This window comes from Actinacidiphila polyblastidii (genome assembly GCF_036353415.1).
GTDB lineage: Bacteria > Actinomycetota > Actinomycetes > Streptomycetales > Streptomycetaceae > Actinacidiphila > Actinacidiphila polyblastidii.
This window is the reverse complement of the sequence record NZ_JAZEWV010000005.1, coordinates 248175-261960: the sequence shown is the minus strand read 5'-3', so window position 1 is coordinate 261960 and position 13786 is coordinate 248175. Positions and strand designations below refer to the sequence as shown.

Genomic DNA, 13786 nt, shown 5'->3' with positions numbered 1-13786 from the left:
TGCCGCCGACCCTCCACGGAGACCGTGACTACCACCGCCTCGCACTCGCCGAACCACCATCTGTCCCCCGCCTTCCCCGGCCGCGCGCCGTGGGGCACGGCGAACAAGCTGCGGGCCTGGCAGCAGGGCGCCATCGACGCGTATGTGGCCCGGCAGCCGCGGGACTTCCTCGCGGTGGCCACCCCCGGCGCGGGCAAGACGACCTTCGCGCTCAGCCTGGCCTCGTACCTGCTGCACAACCACCTCGTGCAGCAGATCACCGTCGTCGCGCCGACCGAGCACCTCAAGACGCAGTGGGCGGACGCCGCCGCGCGGATAGGGATCAGGCTCGACCCGCAGTACAGCGCGGGACCGGTCGGCCGTGACTACCACGGGGTCGCGGTGACGTACGCCGGTGTCGGGGTGCGGCCGATGCTGCACCGCAACCGCTGCGAGCAGCGCAAGACGCTGGTGATCCTCGACGAGATCCACCACGCGGGCGACAGCAAGTCGTGGGGCGAGGCGTGCCTGGAGGCGTTCGACCCGGCGGCCCGCCGGCTGGCGCTGACCGGCACGCCGTTCCGCTCGGACACCAACCCGATCCCGTTCGTGACGTACGAGGAGGGCAACGACGGCATCCGCCGTTCCGCTGCCGACTACACGTACGGATACGGCAACGCGCTCGCCGACGGTGTGGTCCGCCCGGTGATCTTCCTGAGCTACAGCGGCACCATGCGCTGGCGCACCAAGGCCGGCGACGAGCTGTCCGCGCGGCTGGGCGAGCCGATGACCAAGGACGCCACCGGGCAGGCGTGGCGCACCGCGCTCGCGCCGACCGGCGAGTGGATCCCGAACGTGCTGCGCGCCGCCGACCAGCGGCTCACCGAGGTCCGCAAGGGCATCCCGGACGCCGGCGGCCTGGTGATCGCCGCCGACCAGGACGCCGCCCGCGCCTACGCCAAGCTGATCCGGGAGATCACCGGCCACAAGGCCACCGTGGTGCTCTCCGACGACACCGGCTCCTCCAAGCGCATCGAGGAGTTCAGCGCCTCGGAGGACCGCTGGATGGTCGCGGTCCGGATGGTCTCCGAGGGCGTCGACGTGCCCCGGCTGGCCGTCGGCGTCTACGCCACCACCATCTCCACGCCGCTCTTCTTCGCCCAGGCGGTGGGCCGTTTCGTACGGTCCAGGCGGCGCGGCGAGACCGCGTCGGTCTTCGTGCCGACCATCCCGATGCTGCTGGAGTTCGCACACGAGATGGAGGTCGAGCGCGACCACGTGCTCGACAAGCCGAAGAAGCAGGGCGAGGAGGACCCGTTCGCCGAGGAGGACAAGCTCCTCGCGGAGGCCGAGCGGGCCGAGGACGAGGCGACCGACGACGACATGCTGCCCTTCGAGGCGCTGGAGTCCGACGCGGTCTTCGACCGGGTGCTCTACGACGGCGCCGAGTTCGGCATGCAGGCCCACCCGGGCAGCGAGGAGGAGCAGGACTACCTCGGCATCCCCGGGCTGCTGGAGCCCGACCAGGTGCAGATACTGCTGCAGAAGCGGCAGGCGCGGCAGATCGCGCACAGCAGGAAGAAGCCGGACGAAGAGGCCGATCTGATCGAACTGCCCGCCGACCGCAGGCCGGTGGTCAGCCACCGGCAGCTGCTGGAGCTGCGCAAGCAGCTGAACACCATGGTCGCCGCCTACAACCACCAGAGCGGCAAGCCGCACGGCGTGATCCACAACGAGCTGCGCCGGGTGTGCGGCGGCCCGCCGAGCGCGGAGGCGACCGCGGGCCAACTCGGCGAGCGGATCAAGAAGGTGCAGGAGTGGGCGACCCGGATGCGGTGACGCGTCCGCGGGGTGGCGGCGGCGGTGGCGGCCGACTGTCACCCCGGCGCGTGGTGTCACTCGGCGCAGTGACACCCGGCGCGGAAATCCTCGCCCGCGGCTTCGCCGTATTGCGGTGATCTCGGCCGGAATGGCCGGTGATCTCACCCCAAGACCAGGTCAAAGCCGCGCCCGGATTGTGGACGACCCCTTCCGCTGAGCGGTACTCCCTCGCTACGGTGCCGGTCACGCACACGCCGTGGCAGTGCTGCCGCGGAGCGCAGCCGGTATGCCGACACCAACCCGGCGGCCTCTCCGCGCACTGCCGCGGGACCGGCAGTGCGTTCCGTCCGTGAGATGCGCCGCCGATTTCACGAGGAGGGGGCGTCGTGACCGCGGAGACGTCTCAAACGCTCGACCGTGGCCTTCGGGTCCTTAAGCTGCTCGCCGACACCGACCACGGGCTGACCGTGACCGAGCTGGCGGCCAAACTGGGTGTGAACCGCACGGTGGTGTACCGCCTGCTGGCCACGCTGGAGCAGCATTCGCTGGTCCGCCGCGACCTGGGCGGCCGGGCCAGGGTCGGGCTCGGCGTGCTGGGCCTGGCACACCAGGTGCACCCGCTGCTGCGCGAGGCCGCGCTGCCCGCGCTGCGCGCGCTCGCCGAGGACATCGGGGCGACCGCCCATCTCACCCTGGTCGACGGCACGGAGGCGCTGGCCGTCGCCGTGGTCGAGCCGACCTGGACCGACTACCACGTGGCCTATCGCACCGGCTTCCGGCACCCGCTGGACCGCGGCGCCGCCGGCCGGGCGATCCTGGCCGGCCGCGGGCTGCAGCCCAGCCCCGGCGGCGGCTGGGAGCGATGTCCCGACGACGTCTACGCCGAACTGGCCGCGGCGGTCCCCGCCGTCGGCCTGGTCGACGGATACGGGGACGGCTTCGCGGAGAGCTTCGCCGACGGCCCCGCCGACGGCCCGCTCGACGCGGGCGCAGGCGGCGGGAGCGGCCTCCACGGGGCCAACGGCGCCCGGGACGGCGGCGAGCGGGCGATCGGCGCGCTGCCGCTGCCCGCCATGCGCTACGTCATCACCAGCGGCGAGCTGGAGGCCGGCGCGAGCGGCGCCGCCGCCCCGCTGCTCGGCGTGCCGGGAGTCGAGGGCAGCGTCGGCGTGGTGATGCTCGCGGACTCCGTGCCCGAGCGGGTCGGCGCGCGCGTCGTGGAGGCCGCGGTCGAGGTCGCGGACGCCCTCAGGTGACCTCCGCGACCAGGGCCGGGCGGGAGCCGGGCGGCGGGTGAAATAGGGTCGGGCGCATGTCTGACTCCTTGCGCCGGGGCTTCCGGCTCCGGTCGTCGCGCCGGACGGTGACGCTGGCCGCCTGCGCGGCGGTGATCGCCGCCCTGCTGGCGGTGGCGGCGCTCGCGCCGCTGCCGGTGGTCATCGTCGCACCCGGCCTGACCGCCGACGTGCTCGGCGCGGACAAGGGCACCCCGGTCATCACGGTGACCGGCGCCCCTGTCCGCCGCACCAGCGGGCAGTTGCGGCTGGTCACCATCGAGGCGACCTCGCCGCAGGCGTCCGTCCACTTCGGCGACGTGTGGCACGCGTGGTTCGACAAGGGCCAGGCGGCGATGCCGCGCGACGCGGTCTACCCCAGCGGCGGCTCGGTGCAGGAGATCGAGAAGGTCAACCAGCGGGAGATGGCCGACTCGCAGACCGCCGCGACCGCGGCGGCGCTCAAGGAGATGGGGCTGTCCCCGGCGAAGGTCAAGGTCACCCTGCGGCTGGCCGACGTGGGCGGTCCGAGCGCCGGGCTGCTCTTCACCCTCGGCATCATCGACAAGGTCGACGGCGACGGCCACGGCGGCGACCTCACCGGCGGCCGGGCGATCGCCGGCACCGGCACGATCGACGCCTCGGGCAGGGTCGGGGCGGTCGGCGGCGTGCCGCTGAAGGAGCAGGCCGCCCGCCGCGACGGCGCCACCGTCTTCCTGGTCCCGCGCGCCGAATGCGCCGACGCCAAGGCCCAGCTCCCCAGCGGCCTCAAGCTGATCCCCGTCACGACCCTCGACAACGCCCTCTCCGCCCTCTCCGCCCTCCGCACCGCCCACCCCACGCCCACCTGCTGACCCCCGGCGCGCAGCCGGGACTCAGCCTCAGCCCGTTCGCGGGCCGCAACCCGCCTTCCGGCGGACCCCGGGGGCACCCGCGCGTCACCCGCCCGGCCACCGGCCGGGGTTCCGGGGCCGGCGAGTGCACCCGCCGGGCGGGGGCGTCCGCGCGTCACGCCCCCGGCCACCGGAGCGGGCTCCGCGTCCTGGCGCGGGTGCACCCGCCGGGCGCGGGCGTCCGCGCGTCGCGGACCTCGGCCCGGTCGCCAGACCGACCCGCGGCACGGTCACGGGCCCGGCCGTCGAACCGCCCTGGCCGCCCGGCCACCGGCCGGGGTTCGCCCTGCGGCCGGCCCCGGGCGCCCGTGCGTCGCCCGGCCTTCGGGCCGGTCGCGGGCCCGGCCACCGGAGCGGGCTCCGCGTCCTGGCGCGGGTGCACCCGCCGGGCGCGGGCGTCCGCGCGTCACGCCCCGGCCGCCGGAGCGGGCTCCGGTCGTGGCGCGGGGGCAGCCGCCGGGCGGGGGCTCGGTGGTCGGGCGGCCCCCACGGCCGCCCCCCGGTTCACGCCGAGGGGTTGGCGTCGGCCAGGGGGAGCGCGTCGGCCCTGGCCGACAGCTCGGGGTGGGGGGTGGCGGCCGCGCTGTCCCACTGCCGGAAGGCGGGGAGGACCAGCGGGCTGAGGGTGGTCAGCAGGTAGAGCGCGCTGACGGACGCCATCCCGGCGGTGAGCCCCGCGTACTGGACCACGTAGCCGCCGATCAGGCCGCCCAGCGGTACGGCGATCAGGACGCCGGAGGTCACCGCGCCGAACACCCGGCTGCGCAGCCGCTCGGGGACGAGGCGGACCATCTCGGTGCCGATGATCGGGTTGAGCACGCCGGCCGCGAGGCCGCACACCGCGCAGGAGACGACGAGCGGCGTCAGCCCCGGCACGAAGGCACCGACCGCCGAGCGCGGGAAGCCGCAGACCAGGAACGCCCCGATGAACAGCCCCCGCTGGGGCAGCCGGTGGCCGATCGCGCCGTAGACCAGCGATCCGCAGAGCGCGGCCGCGGCGAAGGTGCCGGAGACCACGCCGATGCTCACCGAGCCGCCCAGCCGGGTGCGGGCGTCGACCGGCAGCAGCACCGCCGACCACGCCTGGTCGAGCGCGTTGGTGACCATCACCATGGCCACCACCGCGAACAGCAGCCGGGCCCTGACCAGGTACGCGTACCCCTCCATCAGCTCCGCCCGGTAGCCGGCGAGGCCGCCGCGCGCCTTGCGCCCGCCGCCGGGCCGCCCGGCGGCGTCCCGCACGCACAGCCCGATCAGCAGCGCCGAGACCGCGAAGGTGGCCGCGTCCAGCAGCAGGACGTCGGCCGCGCCGATCGCGGCGATGAGCACGCCGGCCAGCGGCGCGCCGAGCATGCGGGCGCCGCGCGAGGCGCTCTCGTACGCGCTGCTGGCCCGCGCCATGGTGGTCCCGGCGCGCTCGGCCAGCCGGGGCAGCATCACCTCGCGCGCGGTCTCGCCGGGCGCGTGGAAGAGCCCGGCGATGCCGACGAGGACGAGCAGCCATCCGTAGCCGAGCCGGCCCGCCATGTGCAGCGCCGGCACCCCGGCGACCGCGACCGCGCACACCGCGTCGGAGACGACGCTGCTGACCCGGAGGCCGAGCCGGTCGATCAGCGGGCCGCCCAGCAGCGCGGCGAGCACCACCGGAAGGGTCGAGGCGAAGGCCACCAGGCCGGCTCGCGCGGCGCTGCCGGTGGTCTCCAGCACGAACCAGGGCACGGCCACGACGGTGAGCATGCTGCCGGCGATGGAGACGACGTTGGCGGTCAGCACCAGGGCGAGCGGCCGCCGGTCGCGGCCGCCCGGTCGCGCGGGCGTCGGCAGGGGCGCGGGCATGGCGGACGTACTCATCTGGGTCCCCCCGTGGGAGTCGGTGCGTGCGGCGCGCGCGGCGCGGCGAGCGGAAGGCGGGCGGCGGCCCGCGGCGCGTCAGTCGGCCTGGCGCGGGAAGGCGTGGAAGTGCAGCCGGACGGTCGCCGAGCCGTCCGCCGCGGGGCTGCGCGGATGCTCGCCGGCCGGCGGCTCGGGCAGCAGCCCGCGGTACGACTCGATCAACGCGTGGACCTTCGCGCCGAGTTCGGCGGCGAGTTCGGGCGTCAGCCGCAGCGTGAAGCTGCTCAGGTCGCCGCTCTCGCGCCAGGCGTCCGGCCAGTCCTGGAGGGTGCCGAGCCAGGTGCCCAGCTGCGCGGCGTGGTCGGTGGCCACCTCGTGCAGGTAGGTGTCGAGCGCGCCGCGCACCTCGGGGTCGGGGTGGTCGAGGAAGTTCCGCGCGGTGTCCAGCGAGGTGCCGCGGTGCACCGCACGCCACCAGCGCTCGCGGCCGTTGCCGCGGTCCGGGTCGTCCTCGACGAAGCCGTGGGCGGCGAGCTGCCGCAGGTGGTAGCTGGTGGCGCCGCTGGACTCGCCGAGCCGCGCGGCCAGGCTGGACGCGGTGGCGGGGCCGTGGTCGCGCAGGGCGGACAGCAGCCGCATGCGCAGCGGATGGGCCAGCGCGCGCAGCGAGCGCGGGTCGAGCGGGAGGACGTCGCCGCCGGTGGCGTCGACGGCGGCGCCGGCGGCCGGGGGAGTGGGGTCTGATGCGGTCACAAGGAGCAGCGTAGGACCGCAAAGGTTCTTTGCAAAGACCTTTTGCAAAGAACCTTTGCGGTCGCCCGCTGCCCCTCGACCGCCGTACCGCCCCGACTGCCCACCGCCGTACCGCCCCGCCCGCGCGAACGCCGCGCGGCCTAAGCGTCCCGCGCCGCCTGCTGGACCAGTGGGATGATCCGCAGCGGCACCGGGTTCTCCATCACGATCGCGGTGGCCGCGCGGACGATGCCCTCGAAGCCGACCACGCGGTCGATCACCCGCTGGAGATCGGCGTTGGACCGGGCCACCAGGCGGCACAGCATGTCGCCCTCACCGGTCGTGGTGTGCAGCTCCAGCACCTCCGGCACCCCCGCCAGGTGCGTGCGCACGTCGGGCCCCTGCCCCTGCTTGATCTCCAGCGTCGCGAACGCGGTCACCGGGTAGCCCAGCGCCGCCGGGTCCACCTGCGGCCCGAAGCCGCGGATCACGCCGGTGGCCCGCAGCCGGTCCAGCCGGGCCTGCACGGTGCCCCGGGCCACGCCGAGCCGCCTGGACGCCTCCAGCACCCCGATCCGCGGCTCCCGGTCCAGCAGTGTGATCAGCCGGCCGTCCAGCTCGTCGATCCCCATCCCGGCTCCCTCCTCTAGTCATCCTGCGCAGATTGACCGTACGATCCTGACTTCGGCTGTGCAGCCTGTCCAGCGAAATCGGGAACTATTGCGCACCCTGACCGCTGGGGAGACGCTCTTCCCATGACTGGACTCACCGCAAGCACCGGGACCGAGGACACCTTCCCCGTCAAGGGCATGGACGCCGTCGTCTTCGCCGTGGGCAACGCGAAGCAGGCCGCGCACTACTACTCGACCGCCTTCGGCATGCGCCGCGTCGCCTACCGCGGGCCGGAGAACGGAAGCCGCGAGACCGCCTCCTACGTCCTGGAGTCCGGGAGCGCCCGTTTCGTCTTCACCTCCGTCGTCAAAGCAGCCACCGAGCACGGCCGCTTCCTCGCCGAGCACGTGGCCGAGCACGGCGACGGCGTGGTCGACCTCGCCATCGAGGTCCCGGATGCCCGCGCGGCGTACGCCTACGCCGTCGAGCACGGCGCCACCGGCCTGGAGGAGCCGTACGAGCTGAAGGACGAGTACGGCACCGTGGTGCTGGCCGCCATCGCCACCTACGGCCGGACCCGGCACACCCTGGTCGACCGCTCCGGCTACGACGGCCCCTACCTGCCCGGGTACGCCCCCGCGCAGCCGATCGTCGAGCCGCCCGCCAAGCGCTGCTTCCAGGCCGTCGACCACTGCGTGGGCAACGTCGAACTCGGCCGGATGAACGAGTGGGTGACCTTCTACAACCGGGTCATGGGCTTCACCAACATGAAGGAGTTCGTCGGCGACGACATCGCCACCGAGTACTCCGCGCTGATGTCCAAGGTCGTCGCCGACGGCTCCCGCAAGGTCAAGTTCCCGCTCAACGAGCCGGCGGTGGCCAAGAAGAAGTCCCAGATCGACGAGTACCTGGAGTTCTACGGCGGCCCCGGCGTCCAGCACATCGCGCTGGCCACCAACGACATCGTCGCCTCGGTGCGGGCGATGCGCGCGGCCGGCATGGAGTTCCTGGACACCCCGGACTCGTACTACGACACCCTCGGCGAGTGGGTCGGCGACACCCGGGTGCCGCTGGACACCCTGCGCGAGCTGAAGATCCTCGCCGACCGCGACGAGGACGGCTACCTGCTGCAGATCTTCACCAAGCCGGTCCAGGACCGCCCGACCGTCTTCTTCGAGATGATCGAGCGGCACGGCTCGATGGGCTTCGGCAAGGGCAACTTCAAGGCGCTCTTCGAGGCGATCGAGCGCGAGCAGGAGCGCCGCGGCAATCTGTGAGCCCGGCCGGGGCCGCCCCGCGGCATGGCGGCTCTTCTCATCGCGCACCCCGCGGTGGAAAGCTGGTGCCATGCCGCACCACGAGCTCGTCGCCGAGCTGACCGCCGGACTGCCGTCCGGTTCCGTCCTTGCCGACCCGGAGGTCACCGCCTCCTACCGCCACGACATGGCGAGCTTCTCGGAGGCGGGCACGCCCGCGGTGGTGGTGCTGCCGCGCACCGTCGAGGAAGTGCAGCACGTGATGCGCACCGCGACCGCGCTGCGGGTGCCGGTGGTGCCGCAGGGCGCGCGCACCGGCCTGTCCGGCGGCGCCAACGCCACCGACGACTGCATCGTGCTCTCCACCGCCAGGATGGACCGCATCCTCGACATCGACCCGGTCGAGCGGATCGCGGTCGTGGAACCCGGCGTCGTCAACGCCGTGCTGTCCCGCGCGGTCGGCGAACGCGGCCTGTGCTACCCGCCGGACCCGTCCAGCTGGGAGATGTGCACCATCGGCGGCAACATCGGCACCGGCGCGGGCGGCCTGTGCTGCGTGAAGTACGGCGTCACCGCCGAGTACGTGCTCGGCCTGGAGGTGGTGCTCGCCGACGGGCGGCTGCTGAGCACCGGCCGGCGCACCGCCAAGGGGGTCGCCGGATACGACCTGACCCGGCTCTTCGTCGGCTCCGAGGGCACGCTGGGGATCGTCGTCAAGGCGGTGCTCGCGCTGCGGCCGGCGCCGCCCCCGCAGCTCGCCCTCGCCGCGGAGTTCCCGTCCACCGCGGCCGCCTGCGCGGCGGTCTGCTCGATCATGGAGAGCGGCCATGTGCCGTCCCTGCTGGAGCTGATGGACGGCACCACCATCCGCGCGGTCAACGCGATGGCGAACATGGGCCTGCCGGAGACCACCGAGGCGCTGCTGCTGGCCGCCTTCGACACCCCGGAGCCGGCCGCCGACCTCGCCGCGGTCGGCGCCCTGTGCTCCGCCGCTGGGGCCACCGAGGTGGTGCCGGCCGAGGACGCCGCGGAGTCCGAAATGCTGTTGCAGGCACGCCGGTTGTCGCTGACCGCGCTGGAACGGCTGTCCACCGCCACGATGATCGACGACGTGTGCGTGCCGCGCGCCCGGCTCGGCGACATGCTCGAAGGCGTGGCCGCGGTGGCCCGCACGTACGACCTGACGATCGGGGTGTGCGCGCACGCGGGCGACGGCAACACCCATCCCGTGGTCTGCTTCGACGCCCGCGACCCGGACGAGTCCCGGCGGGCCCGCGAGTCCTTCGACGCGATCATGGCGCTCGGCCTGGGACTGGGCGGCACGATCACCGGCGAGCACGGGGTGGGCGTGCTGAAGAAGGAGTGGCTGGCGCGGGAGCTCGGACCGACCGGGACGGAGCTGCAGCGCGGCGTGAAGGCGGTCTTCGACCCGCTCGGACTGCTCAACCCCGGCAAGCTCTTCTGACCCGGCGTCCGGCCCCGGCTGGGACCCGGCGGCCGGAGGGGACCCGGCGGCCGGAGGGGCTCAGACACCGGGGTCGGGCGTGTCGTCCCTCCCCGACGGCCGGGGGGAGGGGTCGTGCAGCCACGCCTCGTCGCCGGCCGCCGGCGCGAGCAGCGCGCTGAGCCCGTCGTCCATGCTCAGCTGCTCGTTCTCGGTGCCCGGCGGGACCGCGCGCAGGGTCCGCTCCAGCCACGCCGCGACCGCGGAGGACGGCGCCTCCAGCAGCGCGTCGCCGTCCGGGGAGCTGAGCGCCAGGCAGATCACGCTGCGCCCGTTGACCTTGGTCGGCCAGATCCGGACGTCGCCGTGACCGCACGGCCTGAACACCCCCTCGACGATCAGCTCGCGGGCGAAGGTCCAGTTCACCGGCGCGTCGGAGCCCACGTGGAAGGTGATGTGCACCGCGTAGGGGTCGCCCGAGCGGTAGGCCAGCCTGGCCGGTACCGGAATGCTGCGTTCCGGCGACAGGACGAGCTGCATTTCGAGTTCGCGTTCCACCACGGTCTGCATCTGTCGACGTCCTTTCCTTGGCGCGGTGGCCCCTCGGCGATCTGCGCGGCGGGGCCCTGCACCTGGAAGAGAGCGCGTGCCTCTCCCACCATTACGCGGGTTCCCCGAATTTTGTTCACATTTCCAGAACTCGTGGCGCGGAGCGGTCCGGGAGAGTAGGGACGAAGCAACGCGGGGTGGTGTGCGGTAGGGCGGGCCCGAGGGGTCCGCCGGTCTGGTAGATGTGGACGTACACTCCCCGGCCGAGCAGATACGGAATCCGTGAACCATGAGCGCACCCACGTCTGGCTCCTCCGGTTCTTCCTCCGCCTCGCCGGTCCCCGGCTACTACCCGGACCCGTCGATCCCGAACTACATCCGCTACTGGAACGGTTCGGCCTGGGTGCCGGGCACGAGCCGGCCTGCCCCGGTCGGTGCCGCCGCGGGCGGCGAGGGTGGCGGCGACGGGAGTGAGGGCCGCGACTCCGGCCCGGAGCAGGGCCGCACGCCGGCGGCGGACGAGTCCGGGCCGGTGTACCTGGACGAGGACCCGGCCGCGCCGCGCGCCCACGTCCCGCAGCAGGCGGCGCATCACCTGCCCGAGCGCCGGCTTCCGCAGTGGCAGGCCCCGCAGGCCCCGCAGCCCCCGGAGCATCCGCTTCCGCAGCAGGGCGGCCCGCACCAACTGCCGCCGGCCGCCGAGGACTCCGGCGCCGCGCGGCCCGCGTCCGGTGAGGTCCCGGCCTGGCCCCGCGTCCCCCCGCCGTCGACCGAACGCCCCGCCATCTCCTGGGGCGCCGAGGCGCAGCCCCAGCCCGCGCACCCCCAACCCGCGCAGCCCCAACCGCCCGCGCAGCCGGAGCCCCAGCCGCTGCCCACCGCGCAGCCGTCCGCGGCGGCGGCCCCGCAGGCTCCGGCCCGGACTCCGGCCCGGACACCGGCGCAGGCCCCCGCGCAGGACCCCGGACAGGGATGGGCCGCACAGGTGCAGGGGCTGGCCCGGGAGGGCGGCGGCTGGCATCCTCCGGCGGCCGACCCGTTCGGGCTGGACCGCGCGCTCGACCGCCCCGGCGGCCTGCTGCGCCGGTTCGCCGCGCGGGTGATCGACGGCGTGCTGGCGGGGGCCGTGACCGCGGCGGCGGCGGTGCCGCTGGGCGCGGCGGCGTACCACCACGCCAAGGACAAGGTGGACCAGGCCAAGCAGACCGGCGAGACGGTCAAGGTGTGGCTGCTCGACGGCACGACCGGCGCCGAACTCGGCGCGGTGGTCGTGGTCTTCCTGCTGGCCGGTGTGCTGCTGGAGGTGTGGCCCACCGCCCGGTGGGGCCGCACGGCGGGCAAGAGGCTGGTCGGGCTGCGCGTGCTGGACATCGAGGCGCAGCTGCCTCCCGCGTTCGGCGCGAGCCTGCGCCGCTGGCTGACCAGGACCGTGCTGAACCTCCTGCTGGTCGGGGTGGTGGGCGTCGCCTGGTGCCTGTTCGACCGGCCGTGGAAGCAGTGCTGGCACGACAAGGCCGCCCGTACCTTCGTCGCCGCGGTCTGAGCGCGGGCCGGCGGCGCCTCCCCCGAACGGATCGCGCGGCGCGCGGGCCGGCCGCCGCCGCGTTTGACTCGGTGCATGAGTACCGACGAGCCGACGCCGGGGTCCCCTGACGACCCGTTTGCCAAACGGCCGCAGGACGGCGGCTCCGGCGGCCCCTCCGGCCCGCCGCCGCAGGACCCCCCACCGCGGCAGCCGCCGCCCGGCCGGCCCCCGCCGAGCGGCCCGTACGGCGCCGGCCCGTACGGCGCCCCGCCGCCCGGCGGCCCGTACGACCGGAACCCGAACGACCAGGACCCGTACGGCCAGGACCCCCAGGGCGGCCAGGGCGGCCAGGGCGGCCAGGGTGGCCAGAACCCCTACGGCCAGAACCCCTACGGCCAGAACCCCTACGGCCAGAACCCGTACGACCAGAATCCGCAGGGCGGCGGGCCCGATCCGCTGGCCGGGATGCCGCCGCTCGCCCCCTCGGGCAGCCGGCTGATGGCCCGGATCATCGACATCGTCATCGTGCTGATCCCGGCCTTCCTGCTGGACTGGGCCTCGGTCGGGCTCCAGGACAGCGACTTCACCGCGGGCCGCTCGGCGGTCGGCGGCGTGTTCACCGCGGGCGTCGGCTTCCTCTACGAGTTCTTCATGACGAAGAGCGGCGGGCAGACCGTCGGCAAGAAGGTGATGCGGCTGCGGGCCGCGATGCTCGACAACGGCAGCGTGCCCACCCCGCAGGCCGCCGCGGTGCGCGCGGCGATCCTGTGGCTGCCCGCGTTCTGCTGCAGCTGCGTCTGGTTCGTGATCATCGGCATCACGGTGGTGTTCGACAAGCCGTACCGGCAGGGCCTGCACGAGAAGGCGTCCAAGACCGTCGTCGTCGAGGCGCGCTGAGCCGCGCGGGCGGGGGTGCGGGGCGCGTGCGCGCGCCCTGTACCGGCCCGCGGGCTGCTGCTTTACTCGATCACCATGACCGCTGCGCAACCCGCCGGGATGGCCCCGCTCGCCACTGTCGGACAACGTTTCCTCGCCCGGGTGATCGACTCCGCGGTCCTGGTCGCACTCGACTTCCTGATGAGCGCCGCGGTGCTCGGCGGCGACCTGTCCCGGCCCGGCGACGTGCCGCAGAGCCGGCAGGTGGTGGTCGGGGTGCTCACCTTCGTCCTGTACTTCGCGTACGAGGGCGCGATGACCGCGGCGCGCGGCCAGACGCTGGGCAAGGTGCTGCTGCGGATACGGGCCGCGCGGCTCAGCGACGGCGGCGTGCCGGGACCCGCGGGCTGGACCCGGGCGGCGGTCTACGCGCTGCCCGGCGTCCTCACCGCGATCCTGATCGGCCCGCTGTTCTGGCTGCTGAACTCGCTGTGGTGCCTGTGGGACCGGCCGTACCGGCAGTGCCTGCACGACAGGGCGGCGCGGACGGTGGTCGTCTCGGCCGTGTAGGTCAGCGCCGCAGCGAGGGCTCGCTCACCCGCGTCTCGGCGGCGCCGCCCACCCGGGCGCGCGGCACCGGTGCGGGCGCGGGGGCCGGAGCCGGGGCGGCCGGGCGGCGGGCCTGCACGGACAGCACCGCGGCGACGGCCACACCGAGGGCGAGGCCGACCGCGGCCACCGCGAGGACCGCGGCGCCGGAGTGCGCGTCGGTGACCAGCAACAGCACGAGGGTGGTCAGGACGACGGTCAGTGAGCCGTAGAAGACTTGCGCGGTCGTGGGACGCGGCATGGCGGTTTCCGTCCTCGGGTACGTCGATGCGGGGGCACATGACGGGAGCTCAAGGGCTGGCTCGGGTACGGCGGTACGGGTGAACGACGCGCGGGGGACGCGATGTTCACGGAAACTCTACGTTTCGGCATGCCCGGACGCG

13 protein-coding genes are annotated in these 13786 nt (G+C 74.4%); 8 read left to right on the top strand and 5 right to left on the bottom strand.

The features are described 5' to 3' along the window. Nucleotides 1-24 precede the first annotated feature (24 nt). From V2S66_RS09530 to V2S66_RS09520, 3 genes are all read left to right on the top strand, one after another. A complete protein-coding gene (locus tag V2S66_RS09530; protein WP_330794110.1) occupies nucleotides 25-1818 on the top strand; it encodes a DEAD/DEAH box helicase in 1794 nt (597 codons plus the stop codon). Between the two features lie 368 nt (nucleotides 1819-2186). After that, the gene (locus V2S66_RS09525; RefSeq protein ID WP_330794109.1) at nucleotides 2187-3056 is read left to right on the top strand and encodes an IclR family transcriptional regulator; all 870 of its coding nucleotides are present in this window, start codon (nucleotides 2187-2189) and stop codon (nucleotides 3054-3056) included. 56 nt (nucleotides 3057-3112) lie between these two features. Further along, nucleotides 3113-3928 carry a S16 family serine protease gene (locus tag V2S66_RS09520; RefSeq protein WP_330794108.1) on the top strand — a complete coding sequence of 272 codons (816 nt, stop codon included), beginning with the start codon at nucleotides 3113-3115 and terminating at the stop codon, nucleotides 3926-3928. Nucleotides 3929-4471: 543 nt separating this feature from the next. Here V2S66_RS09520 and V2S66_RS09515 read toward each other — a convergent pair. The 3 genes from V2S66_RS09515 to V2S66_RS09505 form a co-directional block, all read right to left on the bottom strand. Then, the gene (locus V2S66_RS09515) at nucleotides 4472-5818 is read right to left on the bottom strand and encodes an MFS transporter (protein WP_330794107.1); all 1347 of its coding nucleotides are present in this window, start codon (nucleotides 5816-5818) and stop codon (nucleotides 4472-4474) included. A 78-nt stretch (nucleotides 5819-5896) separates the two neighbouring features. Then, nucleotides 5897-6553 carry an ArsR/SmtB family transcription factor gene (locus V2S66_RS09510; RefSeq protein ID WP_330794106.1) on the bottom strand — a complete coding sequence of 219 codons (657 nt, stop codon included), beginning with the start codon at nucleotides 6551-6553 and terminating at the stop codon, nucleotides 5897-5899. A 140-nt stretch (nucleotides 6554-6693) separates the two neighbouring features. Further along, entirely contained in the window at nucleotides 6694-7164 is a 471-nt protein-coding gene (locus tag V2S66_RS09505; RefSeq protein WP_330794105.1) for an Lrp/AsnC family transcriptional regulator, read from the bottom strand. Nucleotides 7165-7287: 123 nt separating this feature from the next. Here V2S66_RS09505 and hppD point away from each other — a divergent pair, with 123 nt between their 5' ends. Continuing rightward, nucleotides 7288-8421: a 4-hydroxyphenylpyruvate dioxygenase gene (gene hppD, locus V2S66_RS09500; RefSeq protein WP_330794104.1), complete on the top strand. Its 1134-nt coding sequence runs from the start codon at nucleotides 7288-7290 to the stop codon at nucleotides 8419-8421. Nucleotides 8422-8491: 70 nt separating this feature from the next. After that, nucleotides 8492-9865: an FAD-binding oxidoreductase gene (locus V2S66_RS09495; protein WP_330794103.1), complete on the top strand. Its 1374-nt coding sequence runs from the start codon at nucleotides 8492-8494 to the stop codon at nucleotides 9863-9865. A gap of 60 nt (nucleotides 9866-9925) precedes the next feature. On the opposite strand, the gene V2S66_RS09490 is transcribed toward V2S66_RS09495, so the two are convergent. Beyond that, nucleotides 9926-10414 (bottom strand): SsgA family sporulation/cell division regulator, encoded by a 489-nt coding sequence (locus V2S66_RS09490; RefSeq protein ID WP_330794102.1) that lies wholly within the window; start codon nucleotides 10412-10414, stop codon nucleotides 9926-9928. 268 nt (nucleotides 10415-10682) lie between these two features. Here V2S66_RS09490 and V2S66_RS09485 point away from each other — a divergent pair, with 268 nt between their 5' ends. The 3 genes from V2S66_RS09485 to V2S66_RS09475 all read left to right on the top strand — a co-directional run bounded on the left by V2S66_RS09485 (nucleotide 10683) and on the right by V2S66_RS09475 (nucleotide 13364). Continuing rightward, nucleotides 10683-11936: an RDD family protein gene (locus tag V2S66_RS09485; protein ID WP_330794101.1), complete on the top strand. Its 1254-nt coding sequence runs from the start codon at nucleotides 10683-10685 to the stop codon at nucleotides 11934-11936. A 75-nt stretch (nucleotides 11937-12011) separates the two neighbouring features. Then, nucleotides 12012-12815 (top strand): RDD family protein, encoded by an 804-nt coding sequence (locus V2S66_RS09480; RefSeq protein WP_330794100.1) that lies wholly within the window; start codon nucleotides 12012-12014, stop codon nucleotides 12813-12815. A 75-nt stretch (nucleotides 12816-12890) separates the two neighbouring features. Further along, nucleotides 12891-13364 (top strand): RDD family protein, encoded by a 474-nt coding sequence (locus V2S66_RS09475; protein WP_330794099.1) that lies wholly within the window; start codon nucleotides 12891-12893, stop codon nucleotides 13362-13364. Between the two features lies 1 nt (nucleotide 13365). Here the strand turns inward: V2S66_RS09475 and V2S66_RS09470 are convergent, their stop codons facing one another. Next, nucleotides 13366-13644 carry a hypothetical protein gene (locus tag V2S66_RS09470; RefSeq protein ID WP_330794098.1) on the bottom strand — a complete coding sequence of 93 codons (279 nt, stop codon included), beginning with the start codon at nucleotides 13642-13644 and terminating at the stop codon, nucleotides 13366-13368. Nucleotides 13645-13786: the final 142 nt, after the last annotated feature.

Excerpts from the sequence above, each read along its gene's own strand:
- V2S66_RS09485 (WP_330794101.1), top strand. The coding sequence starts at position 10,683 with ATGAGCGCACCCACGTCTGGCTCCTCCGGTTCTTCCTCCGCCTCGCCG.
- hppD (WP_330794104.1), top strand. The coding sequence starts at position 7,288 with ATGACTGGACTCACCGCAAGCACCGGGACCGAGGACACCTTCCCCGTC.
- V2S66_RS09470 (WP_330794098.1), bottom strand. The coding sequence starts at position 13,644 with ATGCCGCGTCCCACGACCGCGCAAGTCTTCTACGGCTCACTGACCGTC.
- V2S66_RS09495 (WP_330794103.1), top strand. The coding sequence starts at position 8,492 with ATGCCGCACCACGAGCTCGTCGCCGAGCTGACCGCCGGACTGCCGTCC.
- V2S66_RS09480 (WP_330794100.1), top strand. The coding sequence starts at position 12,012 with ATGAGTACCGACGAGCCGACGCCGGGGTCCCCTGACGACCCGTTTGCC.
- V2S66_RS09515 (WP_330794107.1), bottom strand. The coding sequence starts at position 5,818 with ATGAGTACGTCCGCCATGCCCGCGCCCCTGCCGACGCCCGCGCGACCG.
- V2S66_RS09505 (WP_330794105.1), bottom strand. The coding sequence starts at position 7,164 with ATGGGGATCGACGAGCTGGACGGCCGGCTGATCACACTGCTGGACCGG.
- V2S66_RS09475 (WP_330794099.1), top strand. The coding sequence starts at position 12,891 with ATGACCGCTGCGCAACCCGCCGGGATGGCCCCGCTCGCCACTGTCGGA.
- V2S66_RS09490 (WP_330794102.1), bottom strand. The coding sequence starts at position 10,414 with ATGCAGACCGTGGTGGAACGCGAACTCGAAATGCAGCTCGTCCTGTCG.
- V2S66_RS09520 (WP_330794108.1), top strand. The coding sequence starts at position 3,113 with ATGTCTGACTCCTTGCGCCGGGGCTTCCGGCTCCGGTCGTCGCGCCGG.